We start from the raw sequence: 21,384 nt of genomic DNA, 5'->3' as shown, positions 1-21,384 counted from the left end.
CAAGAAATCCGCTTAGGGCGCAAATTTGGCGTCCTAAGCGGCAAACGGTACGTCAAAGCTTGCCAGCCTTCGTTCAAACGTTATGGTCTGGGAGACAAGGAGTGCTGCGGTGCAGAAAAATGCGAAAACTTTAGAGTTCACACAGATCACGACAACTGCGCCGATAGCTACCAAACGGCACGGCGGGCGCGCTAAATGTCTTCAGAGACTGGTGCGATTGGATATGCCAATTCCTCGCACACTTGCGCTTTCCTTTGATGCTGTGGCCGGAATTGCAGCCGGAATATTACCCGATACCACAGCCATGATGCGGGATTTTGGCGACGGTACCCTTGTTTCCGTGCGACCAAGTTCCGAAGATCCCGATTGGGGCGGTCCGCGCGCCGTTTTAAACATTGGAATGAATGACGCACGCCATGCACAGATGGAATTGTCGGTAGGGAAAGCGAGCGCGAATGCCCTTTATTTGCGCTTTATTCAAGCTTATGCCGTTCATGTCGCACGCCTTGATGCCGACATGTTTGAGGATCAACCCTTTGACAAGAACGACCCTGATGGGGACAGCGCCTTGCAATCTGCTTTGCGCGCCTATGAGGATGAAACGGACGAGAAGTTTCCGCAAGACCCAGCCCAGCAGCTCGCCGAGGTGCTCCGTTCGATGGCGCGCGCATGGTCTGGAACCACGGCACGTCTTCTGCGCAGTGCAAAAGGTGCCCCGGAGGACGCGGGTCTTGGGTTGGTCGTACAAGAAATGGCCTTGGGTGTTGGTCATGACAACAGCGGCTCTGGCGTTATTCAATTTGTCGACAGCGAAACAGGCCTTCCGCAGATTACAGGACGCTACAAATGCCAGAGCCAAGGCCGTGATGCGCTTGGCGCTCAAAGGGACGCGTTGTTTTTAAACAAAGACCCGCGAGGAGATTCGCTTCAAGATATGTTGCCTGAGCAATTTGATCGCCTTGTTGAATTAGGCGGAATGGCGCGGCGCAGTTTGCGAGAAGAAATGCAAATCGAGTTCACGATTGAGGGCGGTGTTTTGCATATTCTGGATGCGGTGCGGGTTAACCGGCGCGCCCGAGCCGCGTTGCGCATTGCCGTTGATCTTGCGCGTGATGACGTCATTGCGCGTGAAGAAGCGATCATGCGGATCAACCCACATTCGCTGACAGAACTCTTGCACCCTCATGTGGATCCTCTTGCCGAGCGCGACATCCTTGCGCGCGGTATTGGTGCCAGCCCCGGTGCGGCGCTGGGGCGGATCGTGTTTTCAGCGACGGCAGCACAAGCGGCTGCGGCAAAGGGGGATGCTGTGATCCTCGTCAGACGTGAAACCTCCCCCGAAGATATTCGGGGCATGCACGCTTCTGTTGCTGTTGTGACTGAAAAAGGTGGGATGACCAGCCACGCGGCTGTGATTGCACGCGGATTGGGTTTGCCTTGTATCGTTGGTGCGTTCGATCTTGTGATAAATTCCAAGGATAAAACACTCACCACACCCAACAATCGCCGCTTTGTCGAAGGCGATCTTCTCACGGTTGATGGTTCTTTAGGGGAAGTGCTGGCGGGGGAGCCAAAATTGCTCGACGCCGCCTTGGACGACGCCTTTACGACCCTCCTCGACTGGGCGGATGATGCCCGTGATATCGATGTGCGCGCCAACGCAGACACCCCCGCAGATGCGAAAACGGCCCGCCGATTTGCCGCGCAGGGCATCGGATTGTGTCGAACGGAGCACATGTTCTTTGAAGACGACCGGCTAACGGTGATGCGTGAAATGATTTTCGCCAACGGGCCAGAAGACCGCCGCGCAGCGTTGGATCGCTTGATGCCTATGCAACGCGCTGATTTCATAGAGCTTTTTGAGATTATGAAAGGACAGTCGGTTTGTATTCGCCTTTTTGATCCCCCCCTACATGAATTTCTCCCTTCCACACGCGAAGGTATTCATGAACTCGCAGAAGCATTGGACTTGCCGTTGTCGACGGTGACCGCGCGGATTGAAGCTTTGACGGAGTTCAATCCGATGTTGGGGATGCGGGGCGTTCGGTTGGGGATCACAATTCCCGAAATCTACGATATGCAAGCGCGCGCTATTTTCGAAGCCGCCGTTGAAGTGACACGACGCGGGGATACGGTTGTTCCTGAAATCATGATCCCGTTGGTGTCCGCGCAAAAAGAAGCGGAATTGGTGAAATCACGAATTGATTCCGTGGCTGCGGCAGTGCGCTTCACGGAAGGCGTGGATTTCACCTTTCGCTTGGGCGTGATGGTCGAAACCCCTCGTGCAGCGTTACGCGCTGGGGATATCGCCCTAAACACCGATTTCTTAAGTTTCGGAACAAACGATTTGACACAAATGACCTATGGGTTGTCGCGGGACGACGCCGCACGGTTCATGTTTGATTATGTCCGTCTGGGTGTTTACACTGAAGACCCTTTCCATGTTCTGGACACGGACGGCGTTGGCGAGCTCCTGACAATCGGTGCGGAACGCGGCCGCGCTGCGCGTCCTCAGATCGTTCTGGGCATCTGTGGCGAGCACGGTGGGAATCCAGAATCGATTGCCTTTTGTCGGCGTGCGGGATTCGATTATGTGTCGTGTTCACCCTATCGCGTTCCGGTTGCACGCCTCGCTGCTGCACAGCTAGCGATTGCAGACAAGTGGCGGTCCTAGAGGCGTTTCTTTAGCTAAGATATTGTTTTAATTTATATAAATTTGAGCGAAACTGATTGCCGACAGTTGTTTCCATATTTGGGGGTAATCGGGGGTTTCTCGCACGTTTGTCGCAGTAAAGATTCAGGTGTAGACAAGCCCACCTTTTTTGCCTACATCACCTGCCGGTCGGGGCCGTGGGGGCTGCTGATCCACAGGTGTGGGTTGAAAATGGGTGAAAATATGTTTTTCCAGATGATTAAAACGACGCTTCCAAGGGCTGCAACCAAGTCGGTTTGCGGCCCTCTATTGCGCGGACTCGTCCTGTGCGTTGCCATGGCTGGTCCCGTTTGGGCAAGCGACACGGTGACCGGAACAAAGACCCTTCCGCACAGTACACACCAATCTGAAAAAAATCCCAACTCCTTTCTCAAGTTTTTTATTGGCCGCAGTCAGAAAACAGCAAAAACCAAAAGTTTTGAGTATAGCAAATCCTGGTTGGCGTCCCAAAAGCCCGCTTCGGGCGACGATCAGTGGGCGTGCTTGAGTGAAGCGCTCTATTTTGAGGCGCGTGGCGAAAGTGTTAAAGGGCAATTTGCGGTGGCCGAGGTTATTTTGAACCGTGTCGAAAGTGCAAAATACCCAAATTCTGTCTGCGGTGTGATTAAGCAGGGCACAGGCAAGAAATACCAATGCCAATTTACCTATACTTGCGATGGGAAAAAGGAACTCTATAACGAGGCCTCCGCGCGAAAAAGCACGCAGAAGATAGCCGCAGCCTTATTGTCTGGCGCTGTGCCGCGCTCCTTGACCAAGGGCGCGACCCATTATCACACTAAGGCCGTCAAACCGTCGTGGTCCAAGAAATTCCCTCGCGTCGCAGCGATTGGTGTGCATTATTTCTATCGCCAACCCGGGGCTGGGACGAATAAATCCTAAGCTGCGCTCACATCCGCCGTTAACGATGATTTTACTGGTTTGCTCGCTAGTCGCGCTGTACATATCCGACAACAATCGGGATTACACATGACAGTTGAGCCTAGCGCACATTTTTTACATCCAATTGAGCGATCCTCGGTGCTGCGCCCCACGGGTGTTTTGGATCGTATTTCCCTGCGCGATCACATTGTGGCCGTTGAAATTGGGGCCTTTGAAGTTGAGCGCGCAGTCACACAGCGGTTGTCCTTCAACGTCGTGGTTGAAGTTTCGGATGTCCAAAAGCCGCTCGATGATGATGTCGATAAAATTCTTTCGTATGATCGTGTTACGGACGCTATTTCAATTGCTCTCACACGGTCTCGCGTAAATCTGCTTGAAACATTGGCAGAAGATATTGCCACTTTGATTTTGGCCGCCCCCCAAGCACAGCGGGTTTTCGTACGCATTGAAAAACTGGATCGTGGCGCAGGGAAACTTGGTGTCGAGATTGTCCGCGAAGCTCTTACCGTGGGGGAAGCGTATTCGGATTGGTCGGGTTTGGCTCCGCTTATCGTTGCCGTTCCAAATCACCTGTCACTCTCTGAATGGGTCTCGATTTTTCACACCCATGCCCATCCAGTTCTTCTCCTGCCAGAAATGTGCCTTGAGTTTGGGGCGACACAAGACGAGATTGCCAACCAACGGCTGGAGTTATTGGCGTGGGACAGCGCGGCTTGGACCCTCTCATCGCGCAATGAGCACGTCGGTGTCGTTGGGAGCCGTACGGAAATGGAGTGGGGTTTCGGGCAGGGGCGTGTCAACGTTTGGGCGCCAATGAAGCAAGTTCTCGATAGCCCTCATCCGCCCCAGAGCTTTGACGCTGAGAGGTTGGCCTTTTGGCTGGCAAAGCAGCAAGCCGGGCAGGTCGTCGGATTGGACTGCCCGATTGGCGTTGAAATCACAGACCCCACCCAGTTTTTGGACCTGTCATGACGTTTTACTACCGCGCCATTCCGCGAACCGACCAAGCAAAGCCAGAAGGCGCTGTTTCCCTTGCGGGTGGTTGGTGTTGGTTTGACCAAGTGGAAGTCCTACAAAGGGGGCGCGCCATGCACCTCATTGCCGCGCGTGAAACCCCACATGACGTTCTGCAACGCATGACCTCTCCGCGCGCTGATATTGCGTCCTTGGACATGGGGCGCCCCAATATTATGGGCATTTTAAACGTGACGCCCGACAGTTTTTCTGACGGAGGCAAGTTTGCGTCAACTGCCTCGGCAGTTGAGAAGGCAGAGCGAATGATTTCTGACGGCGTCAACATTATAGATATCGGCGGGGAGTCAACGCGCCCCGGAGCGCTCGACGTTTCGATTTCTGATGAGATCGCGCGGGTGGTTCCTGTTATTGCGACCATTCGCGCTCAAAGTGATATTGCGATTTCAATTGATACACGCAAATCAGACGTCGCGCAGGCGGCCATGCACGCAGGCGCAACATTTGTGAATGATGTGTCCGCGATGGGTTTTGACGCCAAGATTGCGACTGTCGCTGCGCAGGCGAAGACCCCGATTTGTTTGATGCACGCGCAAGGGCAACCAAAAGACATGCAAGTCGACCCGCGCTATGAGAACGTAGTTCTGGATATTTACGACTATCTTGCTCATCGGATTGAAATTGCCGTTCAGGCAGGTGTCGAGCGCGCGCAAATTGTTGTTGATCCCGGCATTGGTTTTGGCAAAACTCAAGGCCATAACCTTGCGATTTTACGCGGAATTAGCCTGTTCCATTCCCTTGGTTGCCCCGTTCTGTTGGGCGCGTCGCGGAAAAAATTCATCGGTGATATTACGCAAGAACCAATTGCAGAACTCCGTGTCGGTGGGTCACTTGCTGTAGCGCTCAAAGCGGTATCACAGGGGGTTCAGATTTTGCGCGTCCATGATACAAAAGAAACAAAGCAAGCCATACGGCTCGCACAAAAAATCTAATGTAAAAGGTGACTTATGGGCGATTTATTTGGAACGGACGGTGTGCGTGGTCAGGCAAACTCCTACCCGATGACAGCAGAAGTGGCGCTGAAATTGGGTGCGGCGGCCGGTCGGTACTTTCGAACAGACGGCCAAAATCGCCACCGCGTTGTGATCGGCAAGGACACACGGCTTTCGGGATACATGCTCGAAAACGCCCTGACGGCGGGCTTGACGAGTACGGGAATGAATGTCCTTCTTTTGGGGCCGGTGCCCACGCCCGCTGTAGGCTTTTTGACCCGCTCTATGCGGGCTGATATTGGTATCATGATTTCAGCAAGCCACAACCCGCACCAAGACAATGGGATTAAGTTTTTTGGGCCCGATGGTTTTAAACTTTCTGATGGCGCGCAAAACCAGATTGAAATGATACTTAAAGGCGAAATTGCCCCCGTAAAGCCAGAAAATATTGGCCGTGCGCGTCGTGTAGAAGACGGCTTAGGCCGCTATATTGAGTATGCGAAAACAACATTCCCATCCCGCGGAAGACTCTCTGGTCTGAAGGTCGTCGTGGATTGTGCCAATGGCGCAGCCTATCGCGCAGCACCCGAAGTGCTTTGGGAGCTCGGCGCGGAAGTTATTCCCATTGGTGTTTCTCCTAACGGATTTAATATTAACGATAAATGTGGTTCAACGCATACTGAAACAGCCGCGCAAGCTGTCGTGCAGCATGGTGCCGATTTAGGCATATGTTTGGACGGTGATGCTGATCGGATCATGATTATCGATGAGAACGGGAAGGTCGCAGATGGCGATCAAATAATGGCTTTGTTGGCAGACCGATGGGCGCTCGACGGACGTCTTTCCGGGGCGACGTTGGTGTCGACAGTCATGTCTAATTTGGGGCTGGAACGCTTTCTTTCTGCACGGGGTATAAACCTCCTGCGAACGAATGTCGGTGACCGCTATGTCGTTGAGGCGATGCGCGCAGGGGGCTTTAATCTGGGTGGAGAGCAGTCGGGGCACATTGTGATGACAGACTACGCCACCACCGGTGATGGGTTGATCGCAGGTCTTCAGTTTATGGCAGAGATGGCGCAGTCTGGAGACAAGGCGAGTACCCTGACGCAAAACTTCACTTCCGTGCCTCAAATGTTGAGAAACGTCAAATACAAAGGTAATATTGACCCATTATCACTTGAAAAAGTTGCATTAGTGATTGCCGATGGTGAAGCCAAACTGGCAAAAACGGGCCGTCTTGTTATCCGTAAATCTGGCACTGAGCCTCTTATTCGTGTTATGGGCGAGGACGAAGATCTCTCGAGGTTGACCAATGTTGTCGACGAAATCGTCGGGGTTATTGAATCCGTCTGCTAGGCGCGCCATTTTTGGCTAACGGCGACACCAAATAGGATAAGCCCCAGAGCTGGCAACAGTTGTGGGGGCATTGTTTCACCTAGCAATGTGACGCCGAAAACAACCGACCAAATCGGGACTTGATAATTTGAGAGGCCGAGAAAAGACGGCCCCGCCTCGCGAATGACAGAAACGAGGAGGAGGGTGGCCAAGGCCGTCGGGAAGAGTCCCAAATAAAGGGTCGCGAGAACGGGACCAATGGGGAACTCAGTCGGCACACCGTCAAACCAAAGCGCCAAACCCACGCTGACAGCCGACGCCATCAAAAGCGCCGCGGCACTAAAGCTTCTGTGGGAAACAGGTGGGGCGCGCCGCGTGATAATGGAGCTACACGCATAGGACGCGGCGGCGAGGAAGCACGCCAGCCGCCCAACACTTTCTATTTGGGTTCCCGACGAGACAAATGCGTCCTTTCCAACAAGCAGCGCAACACCCGCAAAGCCGATCAAAAATCCAATAGCTTTTCGAACTGTCAGTCGATCACTTGGTACAAAAATATGCGCCAGAGGTAACACAATCAGAGGAACTGCAGCCATGGAAACACCTGCAAATCCGGAAGTAACATAGCCTTGGCCCCAAGATAGAAGCGCAAACGGCACCGCATTTGCAAAGACACCAAGCCCTAAGGCCGAAAGCCAAATGTGTCGTGCATTTGGGCCTCTCGTATCTGGCAATCCGGTGCCCGCCAAGTAAGTAACTACACATAGAACACTGGCGGCAATGGTAATTCGAATGGCCGCGACCCAGAGAGCAGTAAAGCCTGCAATCGCGAACTCAATGAACATAAAGGATGCGCCCCAAAGAGCACCAAGGAGAAGAATCCGTCCCCAGTTTTTAAGTCCTGCTTGGGCAAACATAGCGCATCCTCTCAACGAAAAAAGGCGCCGCGATGGGCGCCTTTTCCCAAGTATTTAAATGGTTTAGTTCTTTTCGTGGTCGACAAGTTTGCCTGCGGAAATCCATGGCATCATGCCACGAAGTTTCGCGCCAACTTCTTCGATTTGGTGCTCGTCGTTCATGCGACGTGTCCCCTTGAAGAAGGGCTGACCAACAGCGTTTTCAAGCATGAAGTCGCGTACAAACTTACCAGTTTGGATGTCTGTGAGAATGCCTTTCATCGCCGCTTTGGTTTCAGCGTAAGGAAGAACGCGTGGGCCTGAAACATACTCACCATACTCAGCAGTATTGGAAATCGAGTAGTTCATGTTGGCAATGCCGCCTTCATAGATCAGGTCAACAATGAGCTTGGTCTCGTGAAGACACTCAAAATAAGCCATTTCAGGAGCGTAGCCAGCTTCAACAAGAGTTTCAAAGCCCATGCGGATAAGCTCAACGATACCACCACAGAGAACAGCTTGTTCGCCAAAGAGGTCAGTTTCGCATTCTTCGCGGAAGTTGGTTTCGATAACGCCAGAACGACCGCCACCGATTGCGGAACAATAGGAAAGACCGATTTCGAGGGCTTTGCCTGTCGCGTCATGGTCGACAGCAACGAGGCAAGGAACACCGCCGCCTTTAACGTATTCGCCGCGAACCGTGTGGCCTGGGCCTTTTGGCGCCATCATGATGACGTCGATGCCTTCTTTGGGTGTGATCAGACCAAAGTGAACGTTCAAGCCGTGGGCAAATGCGATGGCTGCGCCGGGTTTGATGTTGTCGTGCACGTATTTTTTGTATGTTTCTGCCTGAAGCTCGTCGGGCATTGTGAACATGATAACGTCACACCAAGCAGCAGCTTCGGCGATTCCCATAACTTTCAGGCCTTCGCTCTCGGCTTTTTTCTGGGATGGGGAGCCTTCACGGAGGGCAACGACGAGGTTTTTCGCACCCGAGTCACGCAGGTTGAGCGCATGCGCGTGGCCTTGCGAACCATAGCCGAGGATGGCAACTTTTTTGTCTTTGATCAGGTTAATGTCGCAATCGCGATCGTAATAAACACGCATGTCGGTGCTCCTTTTGTTAAGCAATGTAGTGTTGTGGTGAAAATAGCGAATTTCGCATGGTATTCTTTGTCGAAATGAATAAAATGTCCTCATGTTTGGTGTTTTCTATTCGCCAAATTTTTGTTTTTAGGAAATTTCATGCTTACCGATGAAATATCACGCAGAATTCTTCGGCATATGCAGGCCGAACCTGATTTGCCGATGGCCGAACTCGCTCAAAGGTCGGGACTTGCGGCCGGAACTTGTGCGCGGCGGCTTGAAAAACTGCGTGAAGCAGGAATTTATCAAGGTGTTCAAGCCATTATCAACTGGGCGGCCCTTGGATATAGCGTTGAGGTTTCGCTGCGGGTGACGTTGGACAAAACTCAGTCGCGGGCGTTTGACGAATTCATTGAAGAGGCACGTAAAATACCGGAGGTTTCGGAAATTCACACATTCCTCGGTCGGGTCGACGTGAGGCTTGCGGTTCTTGCACGTGATATGGCGCATTATCAGGAAATATATAAAACGCGTATCCTGACCCTGCCACATATTGCGGATATTGAGGCGCTTATGCAGGTCGCTGCGATTAAGATGTCGGAGGATTTGCCCCTATGATTGACCTTGATGAAATCGATCGTAGCTTGCTGCGCGCTTTGGCGAAGGATGCCAGTCAATCCGCTGGAGCCTTGGGGAAACGGTTCGGCCTGTCCCAACCCGCCACATGGCGCCGGATTAAACGTCTAGAAGACGCCAAAATTATTGTCGGACGTCGGCTTGTGCTGAATCGAGAAGCGCTGGGATTTGGAGTAACGGTGTTTTTGGGTGTAAAACTGGCCACCAAGGGACGGGTTAGTCTTGAGGATTTTGAACGCGCGGTCACGGCGATTCCTGAAGTTCAGGCCGTGCACCACGTGTTGGGAATGTATGATTATCGCTTGCGGGTCGTGGCCCGCGACCTTGCCGATTTTGAGCGTGTTTTGCGACGGCGCGTGATGACCCTTCCGGGAATTGGCAATGTTGAGGCCAATGTTCTTTTGAGTGAAGAGCGATGTCCGGGGCCGATTGGCTAGCTTAACGCATGCCCAGGCCAGCTTTCATAAGGGTTTTCCGAATGGGCGCGACCGAATAGAACGTGTTCAAAGCGCCAGCCCGTAAGTCGCGTAACCCCTGCGCACCAACCATTGAGGCGCGGTTCAATAGATCGACGCCTGTGACGCGTATTTGGGCTTCCCGATGGCGCAACCTGTTATATTTTTCGAGCATTTTCGGGGTCCCAAGGGCCGTTGGATCGGATGTCGCGAGGTCGAGGAGGACGCGTAAGTCGCCTAAACTCATGTTTAAGCCCTGTGCACCAATCGGTGGAACAACGTGGGCTGCCTCGGCCATCAGCGCCGTGCGTTGGCCATACATTGTGGCGGCGATTTGGCTGATGATCGGCCAACTGCTGCGCTGGCTTTCAAGGGTGAGAGGGCCGAGAATACCTGCTGATCTCAAGGTGATTTTCTCTTCGAACACCTCTATTGATAGGGTTGCAAGGCTGTCGATCTTCGCGGCTTTTTCCATCCAAACAACAGCGGAAAAGTGTTTTCCATCGTGATCGGGGAGGGGCACGAGGGTAAAGGGGCCTCCGCTTCTGTGTACTTCGGTCGAAACATTTTCGTGCGAAGGTGCATGCGAAACGGAAAAAACAAGCGCCTTTTGACCGTAACGAATTGTTTTTACAGGGATATTTAACGCCGCGCGCACATTTGAACTTCGTCCATCCGCCGCGATAAGGAGCTTGGTCGAAATAGACGACCCATCCGTCAGGCGAACAATGGCGGAAGTTTCGCGGGTTACAACATCTTGGGTTCCAACCCCTGCGCGAAAGGTTACATTCGCAAGCGTTTCAATTTTCGCCAAAATCTCACGGCGCAGAAGCCAATTTGGTAAGTTCCAGCCGAAAGGTAAGTCACTGATATCGCTGGCGTTGAAGTCCTTGATAAGGCGCGCTTCTGGCAATTCTCCACCCGCATCGACGATGCGCATCGTTTGCAAGGGGGCCGCATGGGGCGCGAGCGAATCCCAAAGGCCCGCATCGATCAAAGTCTGGCGAGCCGGTTGCAAAAACGCCGTCGTGCGCAGGTCTGCTTGTGGGTTAGACGATTCAGTTATCGGTGGCGTCGGGTCAACGCAGATGACGGAAAAACCCGCCGCTCCAAACGCCGCCGCGGCCGTAAGACCGGCAATTCCGCCGCCCGAAATTAAAATATCTGTGTGGGATCTATTCATGCCTTAGATGTAAGCTTCAAAAGGGCGCACGAAAACCCCTCCTAGACCAACTGCGACAGAAAAGTCGTTAGGTCGGAAGTATGATAATGAATGTGATCTTGGGGCGATTGCTCGGGGGCCACATGAATCGTGCGCATTCCCATCGCATGGGGTGCAATGAGGTTGCGCGTATCATCCTCAAACATTGCTGCGGAGGCAGGAATGGTGCCATCCTTTGAAAATATGGTTTCGAACGCAGCGCGCTCGGGCTTGGGGCGAAAATTTGCGTGCTCCACGCCGTAAATTGCATCGAAAATACCATCGAGGCCCCGCGCCTTTAGAACCCGTTCGGCATAGGGCGCGGTGCCATTTGTATAGACGATTTTACGTCCGGGAAGTGCTGCAATCCGCTCTGCTAACGCCGGAGCAGGGCGCATATGTGACACTGAGATGTCATGGACATGGGACAAATAGGGCGCGGGATCGACGCCATGTTCATCCATTAATCCAGTCAAAGTAGTTCCGTATTTTTGCCAATAGTGCTGGCGAAGGTAATTGGCCTGTTTTTCATCAACGTTGAGAGCGGTCATAACAAAATCGGTCATGCGAACTTCGACTTGGTCAAATAGCCGATCTGACGGCGGATATAGCGTATTGTCGAGGTCAAAGACCCAATGTTTGATGTGGGAGAATTCAGCCATTGGAGATTTAGTTTGATTTTGCATAAACGCATTGTAGGGAGTTGTGATTGAAGCAGCAACGGGGTTGATCGCGATTGCCGCACGGGAGTAGGGTGCGGATACGCGAGGGGAAGCACATGAGTGAACACAAAAACGGCCAAAAAGATGCGTATGCGCTGGTTTTAGGCGCAATCGACGTCGGAATTTATCGGCCGGGGGATCGATTGGTTGAGAGCGAATTGGCTGAGCAGTTTGGCGTTTCCCGCACGCCCATTCGAGAGGCCCTTCAACGGCTTGAAACACAATCCCTTTTAACCCGCGATGGTCGCAGTTTGATTGTGGCTTCCCTTGATCACAATCAGTTAGCGGAATTATATGTGGTGCGGACCGAGCTTGAAGGGCTCGCGGCCCGTTTAGCAGCACGCCATGCCGCGCCCGAAGAAATCCGTGTTTTACGCGAAATGGTTGAAGAGGATCGCGGTTTTTTAAGCGATCCGGAAGCGCTGTCGTTGGCCAACAGAAGATTTCACAAGCAAATTCACCTCGCTTCGCACAATCGCTACCTCGTTCAGCAGTTGGATTTGGTGCATCGCACCATGGCTCTCCTTGCGACCACCTCTTTGGCGGTCAAAGGGCGGGGCGAAACGGCGCTCAATGAGCATGAAGCCATTGTCGCAGCGCTGGAAAAACGGGACGGTGAAGCCGCACATTTGGCGCTCAAAAGCCATATTTCAAAGGCCTTTGAGACGCGCCTCAAACTTGATGCCTTGAGCGTCCGGATTTAATTATGGCGTTTATTTCAAACTCTATTTGACGATTTCACTACCTTTTCCGCGTAAAGGCCATGCTCTGTTTTATCCCAATAGAACGGGCGAACAATAAGTTCATAGATGCCTTTGTAAGACGCTAAAGCTCCTAGCGGAAAATAAAAGTGAAGCGTCGGAACCCACCACAGAAGATGTCTGTGTCGTGGGCCCGAAACCGCCATCATTCCAACAGAAATTGATAGGATCTCAGATAGGAAAAAAATAATCCCGAGCGCGATTATCGCGTTGCTAGGGAGGATCATTTTAATCGGGTGATGATCGAAAAAAGGAACGAGCCAAAAAGACCACAATAGGGGGGCCAAAATATACTGGCTGAGGGTGCCTAGAAACAGGAGTTGGACGCCAAGAAAGCGCCATGGACCCAAGTCCTTTAGTAGTTTCGCAGGATTGCGCATGTGGACCGCCCATGTGATTGCATAGCCTTTAAGCCATCGAGAACGTTGCTTAATCCACGGCCAGTAGCGGCAATTCGCTTCCTCATAGGTGACTGTTGGGAGAACTTCCGTTCGATATCCGTGCCGCGCAAGGCGAATTCCAAGGTCCGCATCCTCAGTGACATTATGTGCGTCCCAACCCCCAAGTTTTTCAAGCGCTTCGCGTCGAAAAAAAAGCGTTGTACCGCCAAGAGGAATAGCAAAGCCTATTTTCTGAAGCCCTGGCAGAATAACGCGAAACCATGTCGCATATTCGACGGTAAAGCATCGCGCCAGCCAGTTCGTTTGCGCATTGTAAAAGTCTAAAACGCCTTGCAGGCAAGCAACGTCTTGTCCACGTTCATGAAAACGTCGAACCACAGTATGGATCTGCCCCTCCTCAGGGGCGTCTTCGGCGTCATACACTCCGATGATTGTCCCTCGGCAAAAATCCAACGCATAATTCAAGGCCCGTGGTTTGGTCCTTACCGCCCCAGTTGGCACGGTCACCACACGGGCCCATTTGGGCAAATCGGCCTCGGCGAGGGCCTGTGTTGTCGTGTGGTCATCGGCTTCTACGACGAGGCAAATGTCCAACAATTCCTTTGGGTAGGACAGTTTGGAAAGGCGTCGGATAAGCTGGCTTGCAACTTTTCGCTCTTTGTAAAGAGGGACCATGATGGACACTACGGGAAGGCGCGCAATTGACGGAGATTTATGGTGTCGAAACCCTGGCGTTTCCTTTTTTCTGAAATTTGAGACTTGGGTTGCCGCTGCTGCGAATTTTAGGGCGGAACATGCAATCAGAGTAAGAACTGCCCAACCAAAACAAAGGGAAATAACGAACTTTGGAACTAACAATATTCCCATGATAATAAAGAGAATAAGGGCAGTTGCGAACCGCTTCTTCTGTGGTGTATGCCAGTTGCGGCAACTTTCTTCTTCGCGGACACAGGTCTCTGCGCTATACGTTAAGTAGGTTTGCCGAACCCGTTCTAAGGCGCTAAAAACTTGAACTTCCGAGGCAATTGCCATTCTTACAGGGCCAAAATCTTCAGGCAGGTTGCGAAGCACGTTCTCAAATTCGGCAGGGCGGGCGGTGCAGATAATCGTCACGATCCCGACCCGTTTCCAAGGCAAGAAACGCCCTTTCAAGCATACTTTTGCGCCAATGGCGTCAATAAGGCGGGCGTCCGGCTGCTCAAAGTTCAAATCTACGAATTGCGCCCCCCATTGCTCTGAGAGTCCGCGATAAAGTTCTTGGTCAGTCACGAGGTCGTGGGCGATCAAAATATCGCCTATTTGGACTTCTTGTCGTGCCTGCAGTGCCAGCGCTTTCACGAGGTCACTGGGCGAAAGAGCGCCGTTTTGCACGAGGATTTGGCCAATAGGAGGCCGTCCACGCTCGGCTCTTGGCTGATGTGGAGCAACCGTAGAGAACGGTCGCACAGTGCGAAGTTGGGTCAGTTGCATGGTGCAGGCGACGTCCTATGAGGGCACGCCTACATTTACTGGGAATGGTTAATGTGCGATTAACCGACGCGTAAAGAGTGCTACTTTTCCATCGCTTTTACAAAACGCTCAAAGAGGTAATAGCTGTCTTGCGGGCCGGGAGAGGCTTCGGGGTGGTATTGGACCGAAAATACCGGTTTTCCGTCGACTCGAAGGCCGCAATTGGAACCGTCAAAAAGGGAAATATGGGTCTCAACGACGCCTTTGGGAAGGGATTGAGAATCGACCGCAAATCCGTGGTTCATTGACGTTATTTCAACTTTTCCGGTGTCTTTATCTTTAACAGGGTGGTTTGCACCGTGGTGGCCGTGGCTCATTTTGACTGTTTTTGCTCCCAAGGCCAAAGCAAGCATTTGGTGGCCAAGGCAAATACCGAAAACGGGAATGTCGGCCTTGAGAATACCTTGGATCATTGGCACGGCATAGACGCCCGTTGCCGCGGGATCACCGGGACCGTTTGAAAGGAACACACCTTCGGGGGCGTGGGCCAAGATTTCTTCGGCGGTCGCGGTGGCGGGAAGCACTGTGACGTCGCAGCCAGCGGAGGCGAGGCAGCGTAGAATGTTGCGCTTGGCGCCGAAGTCAATCGCAACGACTTTGTGGCCGGGCTTCGTGGTTTTTGAGTATCCGTCAGGCCAAGCCCAGCGTTGCTCATCCCAGGTATAGGACTGCGCGCAGGTCACTACTTTGGCGAGGTCGAGGCCTTCTAAACCTTTGAACGAGCGCGCTTTTTCTACGAGATCGGCGATATCAAAAACGCCGTCCTCAGAATAGGAAAGAGCCACATGCGGCGCGCCTTGTTGGCGGATTGCGCGGGTGAGGCGGCGTGTATCAAGGCCACCAATTCCGATGCGTCCGCGCCGTTTGAGCCAGACGGTCAATTCTTCGGTTGCGCGCCAATTGCTGGCGTCGGTGGGGTCCCATTTGACCACCATTCCGGAGGCAAAAGGATCGGCAGTTTCGTCGTCTTCGGGGGTGACGCCAGTATTGCCAATATGGGGGAAGGTGAAGGTGACGATTTGGCCCGCATAGGAGGGGTCGGTCATGATTTCCTGATAACCGGTCATGGCTGTATTAAAGCAAAGCTCTGCGATCTCGGTGCCCTCGGCTCCAAACCCATAGCCGTAAAACAGAGTGCCATCCGCAAGCGCAAGGCAGGCAGTGGGATGTGGTGAAGCGGAAGGTTTATACGATGTGGCGGCAGACATGGGCGACTCCTTAGGCAAATCGGGCGCAAACTTGTCGGAAACTAATGGCGGACGGCAACAGGGTCAAGGGGGCAAAAGAAAATAGATTAGTGTTAATATTCAATATGTTACCAATATAGACGGAGGTTGAAAGCTTAGAGATCACAGAGTATTGTCCTAGGTCTTAACTTTTCGGAAACCAGGGGATGGAAACCGATGGACATGAGAACAAGAATTACGACGGCGATGAAAGAGGCGATGAAGGCAAAGGAAGCGGCTCGGCTTTCCACGCTACGTCTTATCAACGCTGCAATTAAAGATCGTGACATCGCTTTGCGCGGTGAGGGCGACGATTCTGGGGTGGCGGGAGATGAAATTCTCGGAATTCTGGGAAAAATGGTCAAACAGCGTCAGGAAAGTGCGCGCGCCTATGAAGAAGGTGGTCGTCTTGAATTGGCGGAGAAAGAGCTGCAAGAGATTGTAGTCATTGAAGAATTTCTGCCGCGTCAACTTGATGCGGATGAGAGCGAAGCGGCTGTTGTGGACGCGATCAAATCGGTCGGGGCTGAGTCTATTCGTGACATGGGCAAGGTCATGGGCGTGTTGAAATCCAAGTATACAGGGCAAATGGATTTCGGACGGGTTGGACCGCTGGTCAAGGACAGACTGGGCTAAAACAGCCGTAAGTTTTCCATATGATTTGCATATGTTTTTCATATGCGCGTTTCTTAAAAAGGCAGGGCTCCGTTTGGGCCCTGCCTTTTGAGTCTGCGGTGTAGATAAATCCGCTAGAGGCCGAGCTGTTGGCTCAGCTTTTTGAAGTCCTCCCAACGGGGAAATCCTCGGTACTTGGTGGAGCCATAGGTGGTGCCGTATTTATAGGGAAGGAAAGCGACAAACTCGCCAGCTTCATCGAGCATATCCAAACCGTAGACCGAACCAATATGATATTGATAGCGGACGACTTTTTCTTTTTGGGAATAGAGCTGGCCGTTCCACACCCATTTGCAGGTGAGGACGTTGATCTCCTCGGCGCCGTCAACCTTCCACACCCCCTTGCACACACGCGGCCCTTCGGGATGGTAGCTGAAGGACAGCAGGCCGCCGTTTCGAGCCTGATAAATTTGGCCGTTGGCATGGGTGTCAAAGCTGTTACCGGAAAGCATCCGTGCGATCTGAAGCTCATTGGCGAGGGGACCCGAACCTGGCACAGCGTTTCGCCCGCCAGAGCAGGCCGCCATGAGCAGTAGGCTCAAGGCGCCGGTTTTCAGAATGAACCTCCAATTGGCCGAGACGAACAAAGGTATTCCTTTAGTGGGGCGCACGACCCTCTTGCCGTGGACGCCATCATCACATCCCTTAGGTTAATGTGAGGTTATTGCGAGAGGGGGGGGGAATTGGGTTCAAAAGGCGACCGCGGCGAATTTCTGGGTTGTTGACAGAACAAATGTAGCCGTGCTCTTGTATTGCCTCGTATGCGTCTCAAAACCAAGAATGGAACAGAAGAAGGAAAACATAAGGAGATTGAAATGAAATTTGCAGTCTATTTATTTGCCGCGACTATTGCCGCACAGAGTGCTTTTGCCTCTTGTCCTAGTTCACCACCAGAGACCGTTTGGAATACCCACGATGGAGATCAGCACGTTAACGCGGAGTATCTGCAAAAGATACTAGCGGGTAACTCCGTCAAATATGGTCGCGAAGGCACCGAGTATTACAACAACAATGGAACATATATTTTTAGTACCTCGGCGGGCGAACTCAGAGCGCCCAGCTACAAGTATTATGAAGATGGCTCGCGCTGCATCAATACAGTTACCCCGCGGTTCGATCTTTTTGTTGTCAACGATAGACGCCTGATTTTGATTACGAATGACGGTACGCGCTTGGAAGGCCAAATAAGAAGATAGCTTCTTCAGGGTGAAGGAAGGTTGAATTCAAAACCTTCAAGAGGTTGCTGGAACGCGCGAGAAGACCGCCTTTGTTTGACGGCATAAAGCGACAGAATCGAAATTTGACAACAAAAAAGGCCCCACCAAGGGAATGGTGGGGCCTTTTTATTATGGGGTCGGCGATCTTAGTGTGAGTGGGGTTTGTCCCAGACGCTTTGATCAACCAGTTGCTCGAATGTGTGCTCTGGGGGTGGGCAAGGAAGGGTCCATTCCAGAGTGTCGGCGTATTCATTCCAGTAGTTGTTCACCGTGATTTTTTTACCGTAACGCAGCGAGTAGACCATGATGCCGATAAAGAAGATGAACGAAGCGAAGGAAAGGAACGCGCCGTAGGAGCTGATTTTGTTCCAGTAAGCGAAGGCTTCAGGATAGTCGATGTAGCGACGTGGCATGCCCTGACGACCCAAGAAGTGCTGTGGGAAGAAGGTCAGGTTTGCGCCGATGAACATCATCCAGAAGTGCAGTTTACCGGCCCATTCAGGATATTCACGGCCTGACATTTTACCGAAGTAGAAGTAGACGCCGGCGAAGATACAGAACACGGCTCCAAGGCTCATCACATAGTGGAAGTGGGCCACAACATAGTAGGTGTCATGATAGGCACGGTCGACGCCCGCTTGGGAAAGAACGATGCCCGTTACGCCACCAACGGTGAAGAGGAACAGGAAGCCGAGCGCCCAAAGCATGGGGGTTTTTAACTCGATTGAGCCTCCCCACATAGTGGCAATCCACGAGAAGATCTTGATGCCCGTGGGCACCGCGATCACCATTGTCGCCATCATGAAGTAGCTTTGTTGGCTAAGCGACATACCCACGGTGTACATGTGGTGTGCCCAAACAACGAAGCCCAGAACCCCAATCGCGACCATCGCGTAGACCATTGGCAAGTAACCAAAGATCGGTTTCTTGGAGAAGGTTGCGATGATGTGGGAGACGAGACCAAAACCGGGAACGATGATGATATACACTTCGGGATGCCCAAAGAACCAAAGGATGTGTTGGTACAGGATGGGATCGCCGCCGCCTTCGGGTTGGAAGAAGGTGGTGCCGAAATTCCGGTCGGTGAGCAACATGGTGATCGCGCCAGCCAGAACGGGTAGGGCCAGAAGAATCAGCCATGCAGTGACAAAGATCGACCACGCAAAGAGCGGCACTTTGTGCATTGTCATGCCGGGGGTACGCATATTGAGGAAGGTGGTGATCATGTTGATCGCGCCAAGGATCGAGCTAGCGCCCGAAACGTGGACCGCGAAGATCGCCAGATCCATCGAGTAGCCGCCCTCAGAGGTGGAAAGCGGTGGATAAAGCACCCAGCCAACACCAGAACCGCTTTGACCGTTGCCACCCGGGGCAAACAGTGAGGCAATACCAAGGCATGTGCCAACGACATAAAGCCAGAACGAAAGGTTGTTCAACCGCGGGAACGCCATATCGGGCGCGCCGATTTGGAGCGGCATGAAGTAGTTACCAAAACCACCGAAAAGGGCGGGGATAACCACGAAGAACATCATCAAGACACCGTGGTAGGTGATCAAAACGTTCCAGAGGTGCCCGTTTGGCGTACAGAGTTCAGATGAATCCGCGAACAGACGTGCGCCTTCGAGGCACATATACTGAACACCGGGGTTCATGAGCTCTAGGCGCATATAAACGGTGAAGGACACCGATATGAACCCGACCGCCGCGGCGACGAAAAGATACAGTAGTCCGATATCTTTGTGATTTGTAGACATAAACCAGCGGGTAAAGAAACTCCGCTCGTCGTGATGTTCGTCGCTAGTCATAGCTGCGTCGGCCATGTCCTGCCTCCCAGTGCTTTTATAAATTGGACGCGCAGGGGCAGGCCCTGCGCGACGTGTTCCGCTCATGTCTTAGAGCGCTTCTGTTTTGTGGGCAATCATCTAGACGTCCCGACGCCCTTTTTTTTCATCGTTTCCGACGAAATACGGAATTTATTCCGATGCGGGACCCATTGTTGCAAGGAAGGCCGCAACATCTTCGCCGCCCTTTTTCAATTTAAAGGTCATTTTTGTTTTTGCGCCCGAATCGCCTGTGACCTCTTGGAGGTAGTCTTTTGGGTTTCCAGCATACTCAGCGATGGCTTCTTCGTCCCAGACGATGCCCGCTTCATTTGCTGCAATAAGGCCGGAACCATATTTGAAATCTTCTTCGGACCCCATAACACGACCGACGATACCATAAAGATTTGGACCCGTTTTGCCGCCTTTGAGGAGCACTTCATCGCCATTTGCGATCATATGGCAAGACTTACACTGCTTGAATGTTTTCTCGCCTTTTTCGATATCGCCTTCAGCAAACGCAGGGGATGCGATTGCGAGGGATGCGATCGCGGCCAAAATATGAAATTTTGTCATTAGGAACCTCTTTAGTGAGTTAAGTGTTCGCGCTGTGCCCGCATATCATAGGGAATCGACGCCGAATTAAAGGGTAAAAAACCTTCTGCGACCATTTTGTCATTTTATTTCGACGAACAGGGCGGCCTTAGGCTTCATAGGGCGCGACGCACCGCTCAAAACAGCGCTTGAGGGCCACATCGACATCGCCCATTTCGACGGGCAGCCCTAAATCTACGAGGCTTGTGACCCCGTGTTCACGTATGCCACAGGGGACAATGCCGTCAAAATGCGACAGGTCGGGTTCAACGTTGATCGAGATGCCGTGAAAGCTGACCCATTTGCGCAGGCGCACACCAATAGCGGCGATTTTGTCTTCTTGGAGGGAGCCGTCGACATTGAGGGGGCGATCAGGGCGCGTGACCCAAACCCCGACTCGGCCCGCGCGGCGCTCGCCTGTGACGTTTAATTCCGCCAAGGTGTCAATCACCCATGCTTCGAGCTGATTGACAAAGCAGCGCACGTCATGGCCGCGTTTGCCGACATCAAGCATCGCATAGGCCACCCGTTGGCCAGGGCCGTGGTAGGTATATTGTCCGCCGCGTTTGCTCTCGTGAACGGGGAAACGGTCGGGATCGGTGAGGTCTTCGCGTTTTGCGCTGGTGCCTGCCGTATAGAGGGGCGGGTGTTCGACCAGCCAGATGGCTTCCTCGGCCTCGCCACGGGCAATCGCGTCGGCGCGTTGCTCCATGAAGGTTACGGCCGCCTCATACTCCGTGAGACCCTCAGATAGAATCCATTCAACCACCGAAGTCTCCTCATATGCGTTTTCTGCTTTTTCCGGCCGCTTGCGTGGTCAGAAAAGGTACGGTTTCAGACGGACAAAACCGCGTGCCCTCTGGTTAAAGGTTTCCCATGGAATCGTGCAAGAGTGCAATGGTTCGAATTCTGGGGGCGATGGGAGGGATTTCGTGGTTCTGCGGGTAGGGGAGGCTTTGTCGCGCCCTCATTTTCAAGGGATTTGTACAGAGGGGGAAGCAGAGGTGGAAGTTTTCTGACTATTGCCGCGTTTTCCTACTTCACATCCCCGAATCCCTTGGCTATACCCCGCCCCAGACTACCAGAATATCACGTGCGGTCGTGGCGGAATGGTAGACGCGCAGCGTTGAGGTCGCTGTGGGGTAACACCCGTGGAAGTTCGAGTCTTCTCGACCGCACCAATATTTTCCCCTTAAACAGTGATATCTCTTATTTATATAAGGTTATACAGGGGTTTATGGTGGGCGTTTCGTACTGAAATGCGCTAAAATCCATTAAAATTGACATGTCATTA

The 21,384-nt window shown here is 52.6% G+C and carries 19 protein-coding genes, 1 tRNA gene and 1 pseudogene; 11 read left to right on the top strand and 10 right to left on the bottom strand.

From position 1 onward, the window contains the following. Positions 1 to 82: 82 nt before the first annotated feature. The 5 genes from ppdK to glmM all read left to right on the top strand — a co-directional run bounded on the left by ppdK (position 83) and on the right by glmM (position 6,912). Positions 83 to 2,674, top strand: a complete 2,592-nt coding sequence (gene ppdK / locus AB9F26_RS07725; protein ID WP_335585810.1) for a pyruvate, phosphate dikinase — start codon at positions 83 to 85, stop codon at positions 2,672 to 2,674. A gap of 210 nt (positions 2,675 to 2,884) precedes the next feature. Continuing rightward, positions 2,885 to 3,592 carry a cell wall hydrolase gene (locus AB9F26_RS07720; RefSeq protein ID WP_369757620.1) on the top strand — a complete coding sequence of 236 codons (708 nt, stop codon included), beginning with the start codon at positions 2,885 to 2,887 and terminating at the stop codon, positions 3,590 to 3,592. A gap of 87 nt (positions 3,593 to 3,679) precedes the next feature. After that, positions 3,680 to 4,564 carry a dihydroneopterin aldolase gene (locus AB9F26_RS07715; protein WP_369767737.1) on the top strand — a complete coding sequence of 295 codons (885 nt, stop codon included), beginning with the start codon at positions 3,680 to 3,682 and terminating at the stop codon, positions 4,562 to 4,564. After that, the gene (gene folP, locus AB9F26_RS07710; protein ID WP_335585808.1) at positions 4,561 to 5,556 is read left to right on the top strand and encodes a dihydropteroate synthase; all 996 of its coding nucleotides are present in this window, start codon (positions 4,561 to 4,563) and stop codon (positions 5,554 to 5,556) included. Before AB9F26_RS07715 ends, folP begins: the two co-directional genes overlap by 4 nt. A gap of 15 nt (positions 5,557 to 5,571) precedes the next feature. Next, entirely contained in the window at positions 5,572 to 6,912 is a 1,341-nt protein-coding gene (gene glmM / locus AB9F26_RS07705) for a phosphoglucosamine mutase (RefSeq protein ID WP_335585807.1), read from the top strand. On the opposite strand, the gene AB9F26_RS07700 is transcribed toward glmM, so the two are convergent. Then, positions 6,909 to 7,808 carry a DMT family transporter gene (locus tag AB9F26_RS07700; protein ID WP_369767736.1) on the bottom strand — a complete coding sequence of 300 codons (900 nt, stop codon included), beginning with the start codon at positions 7,806 to 7,808 and terminating at the stop codon, positions 6,909 to 6,911. The two genes, glmM and AB9F26_RS07700, sit on opposite strands and share 4 nt — an antisense overlap. 63 nt (positions 7,809 to 7,871) lie before the next feature. After that, positions 7,872 to 8,894, bottom strand: coding sequence for a ketol-acid reductoisomerase (ilvC, locus tag AB9F26_RS07695; protein ID WP_369754404.1), 1,023 nt, complete (start codon positions 8,892 to 8,894; stop codon positions 7,872 to 7,874). Between the two features lie 138 nt (positions 8,895 to 9,032). Between ilvC and AB9F26_RS07690 the strand changes: the two genes are divergently transcribed. Both AB9F26_RS07690 and AB9F26_RS07685 read left to right on the top strand, forming a co-directional pair. Next, positions 9,033 to 9,491 (top strand): Lrp/AsnC family transcriptional regulator, encoded by a 459-nt coding sequence (locus AB9F26_RS07690; protein WP_335585804.1) that lies wholly within the window; start codon positions 9,033 to 9,035, stop codon positions 9,489 to 9,491. Further along, entirely contained in the window at positions 9,488 to 9,946 is a 459-nt protein-coding gene (locus AB9F26_RS07685; protein WP_039002568.1) for an Lrp/AsnC family transcriptional regulator, read from the top strand. The genes AB9F26_RS07690 and AB9F26_RS07685 overlap by 4 nt, the downstream gene beginning before the upstream one ends. A 1-nt stretch (position 9,947) precedes the next feature. On the opposite strand, the gene AB9F26_RS07680 is transcribed toward AB9F26_RS07685, so the two are convergent. Both AB9F26_RS07680 and AB9F26_RS07675 read right to left on the bottom strand, forming a co-directional pair. Beyond that, complete coding sequence (locus AB9F26_RS07680) at positions 9,948 to 11,147, bottom strand: UbiH/UbiF family hydroxylase (protein ID WP_335585803.1); 1,200 nt, start codon at positions 11,145 to 11,147, stop codon at positions 9,948 to 9,950. 41 nt (positions 11,148 to 11,188) lie between these two features. Continuing rightward, positions 11,189 to 11,827 (bottom strand): pyrimidine 5'-nucleotidase, encoded by a 639-nt coding sequence (locus AB9F26_RS07675; protein WP_335585802.1) that lies wholly within the window; start codon positions 11,825 to 11,827, stop codon positions 11,189 to 11,191. Positions 11,828 to 11,943: 116 nt separating this feature from the next. Between AB9F26_RS07675 and AB9F26_RS07670 the strand changes: the two genes are divergently transcribed. After that, entirely contained in the window at positions 11,944 to 12,591 is a 648-nt protein-coding gene (locus AB9F26_RS07670) for a GntR family transcriptional regulator (RefSeq protein ID WP_335585801.1), read from the top strand. Positions 12,592 to 12,605: 14 nt separating this feature from the next. Here the strand turns inward: AB9F26_RS07670 and AB9F26_RS07665 are convergent, their stop codons facing one another. Both AB9F26_RS07665 and carA read right to left on the bottom strand, forming a co-directional pair. Beyond that, the gene (locus AB9F26_RS07665) at positions 12,606 to 14,519 is read right to left on the bottom strand and encodes a glycosyltransferase (protein ID WP_369767735.1); all 1,914 of its coding nucleotides are present in this window, start codon (positions 14,517 to 14,519) and stop codon (positions 12,606 to 12,608) included. Between the two features lie 80 nt (positions 14,520 to 14,599). Then, positions 14,600 to 15,766 (bottom strand): glutamine-hydrolyzing carbamoyl-phosphate synthase small subunit, encoded by a 1,167-nt coding sequence (carA, locus tag AB9F26_RS07660; RefSeq protein ID WP_335585799.1) that lies wholly within the window; start codon positions 15,764 to 15,766, stop codon positions 14,600 to 14,602. Positions 15,767 to 15,961: 195 nt separating this feature from the next. On the opposite strand from carA, the gene AB9F26_RS07655 reads away from it, so the two are divergent. Next, the gene (locus AB9F26_RS07655) at positions 15,962 to 16,420 is read left to right on the top strand and encodes a GatB/YqeY domain-containing protein (protein ID WP_039002563.1); all 459 of its coding nucleotides are present in this window, start codon (positions 15,962 to 15,964) and stop codon (positions 16,418 to 16,420) included. A gap of 113 nt (positions 16,421 to 16,533) precedes the next feature. On the opposite strand, the gene AB9F26_RS07650 is transcribed toward AB9F26_RS07655, so the two are convergent. Further along, the gene (locus AB9F26_RS07650) at positions 16,534 to 17,046 is read right to left on the bottom strand and encodes a hypothetical protein (RefSeq protein WP_369767734.1); all 513 of its coding nucleotides are present in this window, start codon (positions 17,044 to 17,046) and stop codon (positions 16,534 to 16,536) included. Between the two features lie 228 nt (positions 17,047 to 17,274). On the opposite strand from AB9F26_RS07650, the gene AB9F26_RS07645 reads away from it, so the two are divergent. Then, entirely contained in the window at positions 17,275 to 17,655 is a 381-nt protein-coding gene (locus AB9F26_RS07645) for a hypothetical protein (RefSeq protein ID WP_335585797.1), read from the top strand. A gap of 167 nt (positions 17,656 to 17,822) precedes the next feature. Here AB9F26_RS07645 and AB9F26_RS07640 read toward each other — a convergent pair whose 3' ends face one another. The 3 genes and pseudogenes from AB9F26_RS07640 to lipB all read right to left on the bottom strand — a co-directional run. After that, a complete protein-coding gene (locus AB9F26_RS07640; protein ID WP_335585796.1) occupies positions 17,823 to 19,496 on the bottom strand; it encodes a cytochrome c oxidase subunit 1 in 1,674 nt (557 codons plus the stop codon). A 153-nt stretch (positions 19,497 to 19,649) separates the two neighbouring features. Beyond that, the gene (locus tag AB9F26_RS07635) at positions 19,650 to 20,072 is read right to left on the bottom strand and encodes a cytochrome C (RefSeq protein ID WP_335585795.1); all 423 of its coding nucleotides are present in this window, start codon (positions 20,070 to 20,072) and stop codon (positions 19,650 to 19,652) included. Between the two features lie 127 nt (positions 20,073 to 20,199). Continuing rightward, positions 20,200 to 20,868, bottom strand: a pseudogene (gene lipB, locus AB9F26_RS07630) (lipoyl(octanoyl) transferase LipB); the annotation flags it as partial. Positions 20,869 to 21,185: 317 nt separating this feature from the next. Here lipB and AB9F26_RS07625 point away from each other — a divergent pair. Next, a tRNA-Leu gene (locus AB9F26_RS07625) sits at positions 21,186 to 21,271 on the top strand. Positions 21,272 to 21,384: the final 113 nt, after the last annotated feature.

The sequence above is a fragment of the Falsihalocynthiibacter sp. BN13B15 genome (assembly GCF_041205415.1).
GTDB lineage: Bacteria > Pseudomonadota > Alphaproteobacteria > Rhodobacterales > Rhodobacteraceae > Falsihalocynthiibacter > Falsihalocynthiibacter arcticus.
The sequence above is the reverse complement of the archived record's forward strand: the minus strand, read 5'-3'. Positions and strand labels throughout refer to the sequence as shown.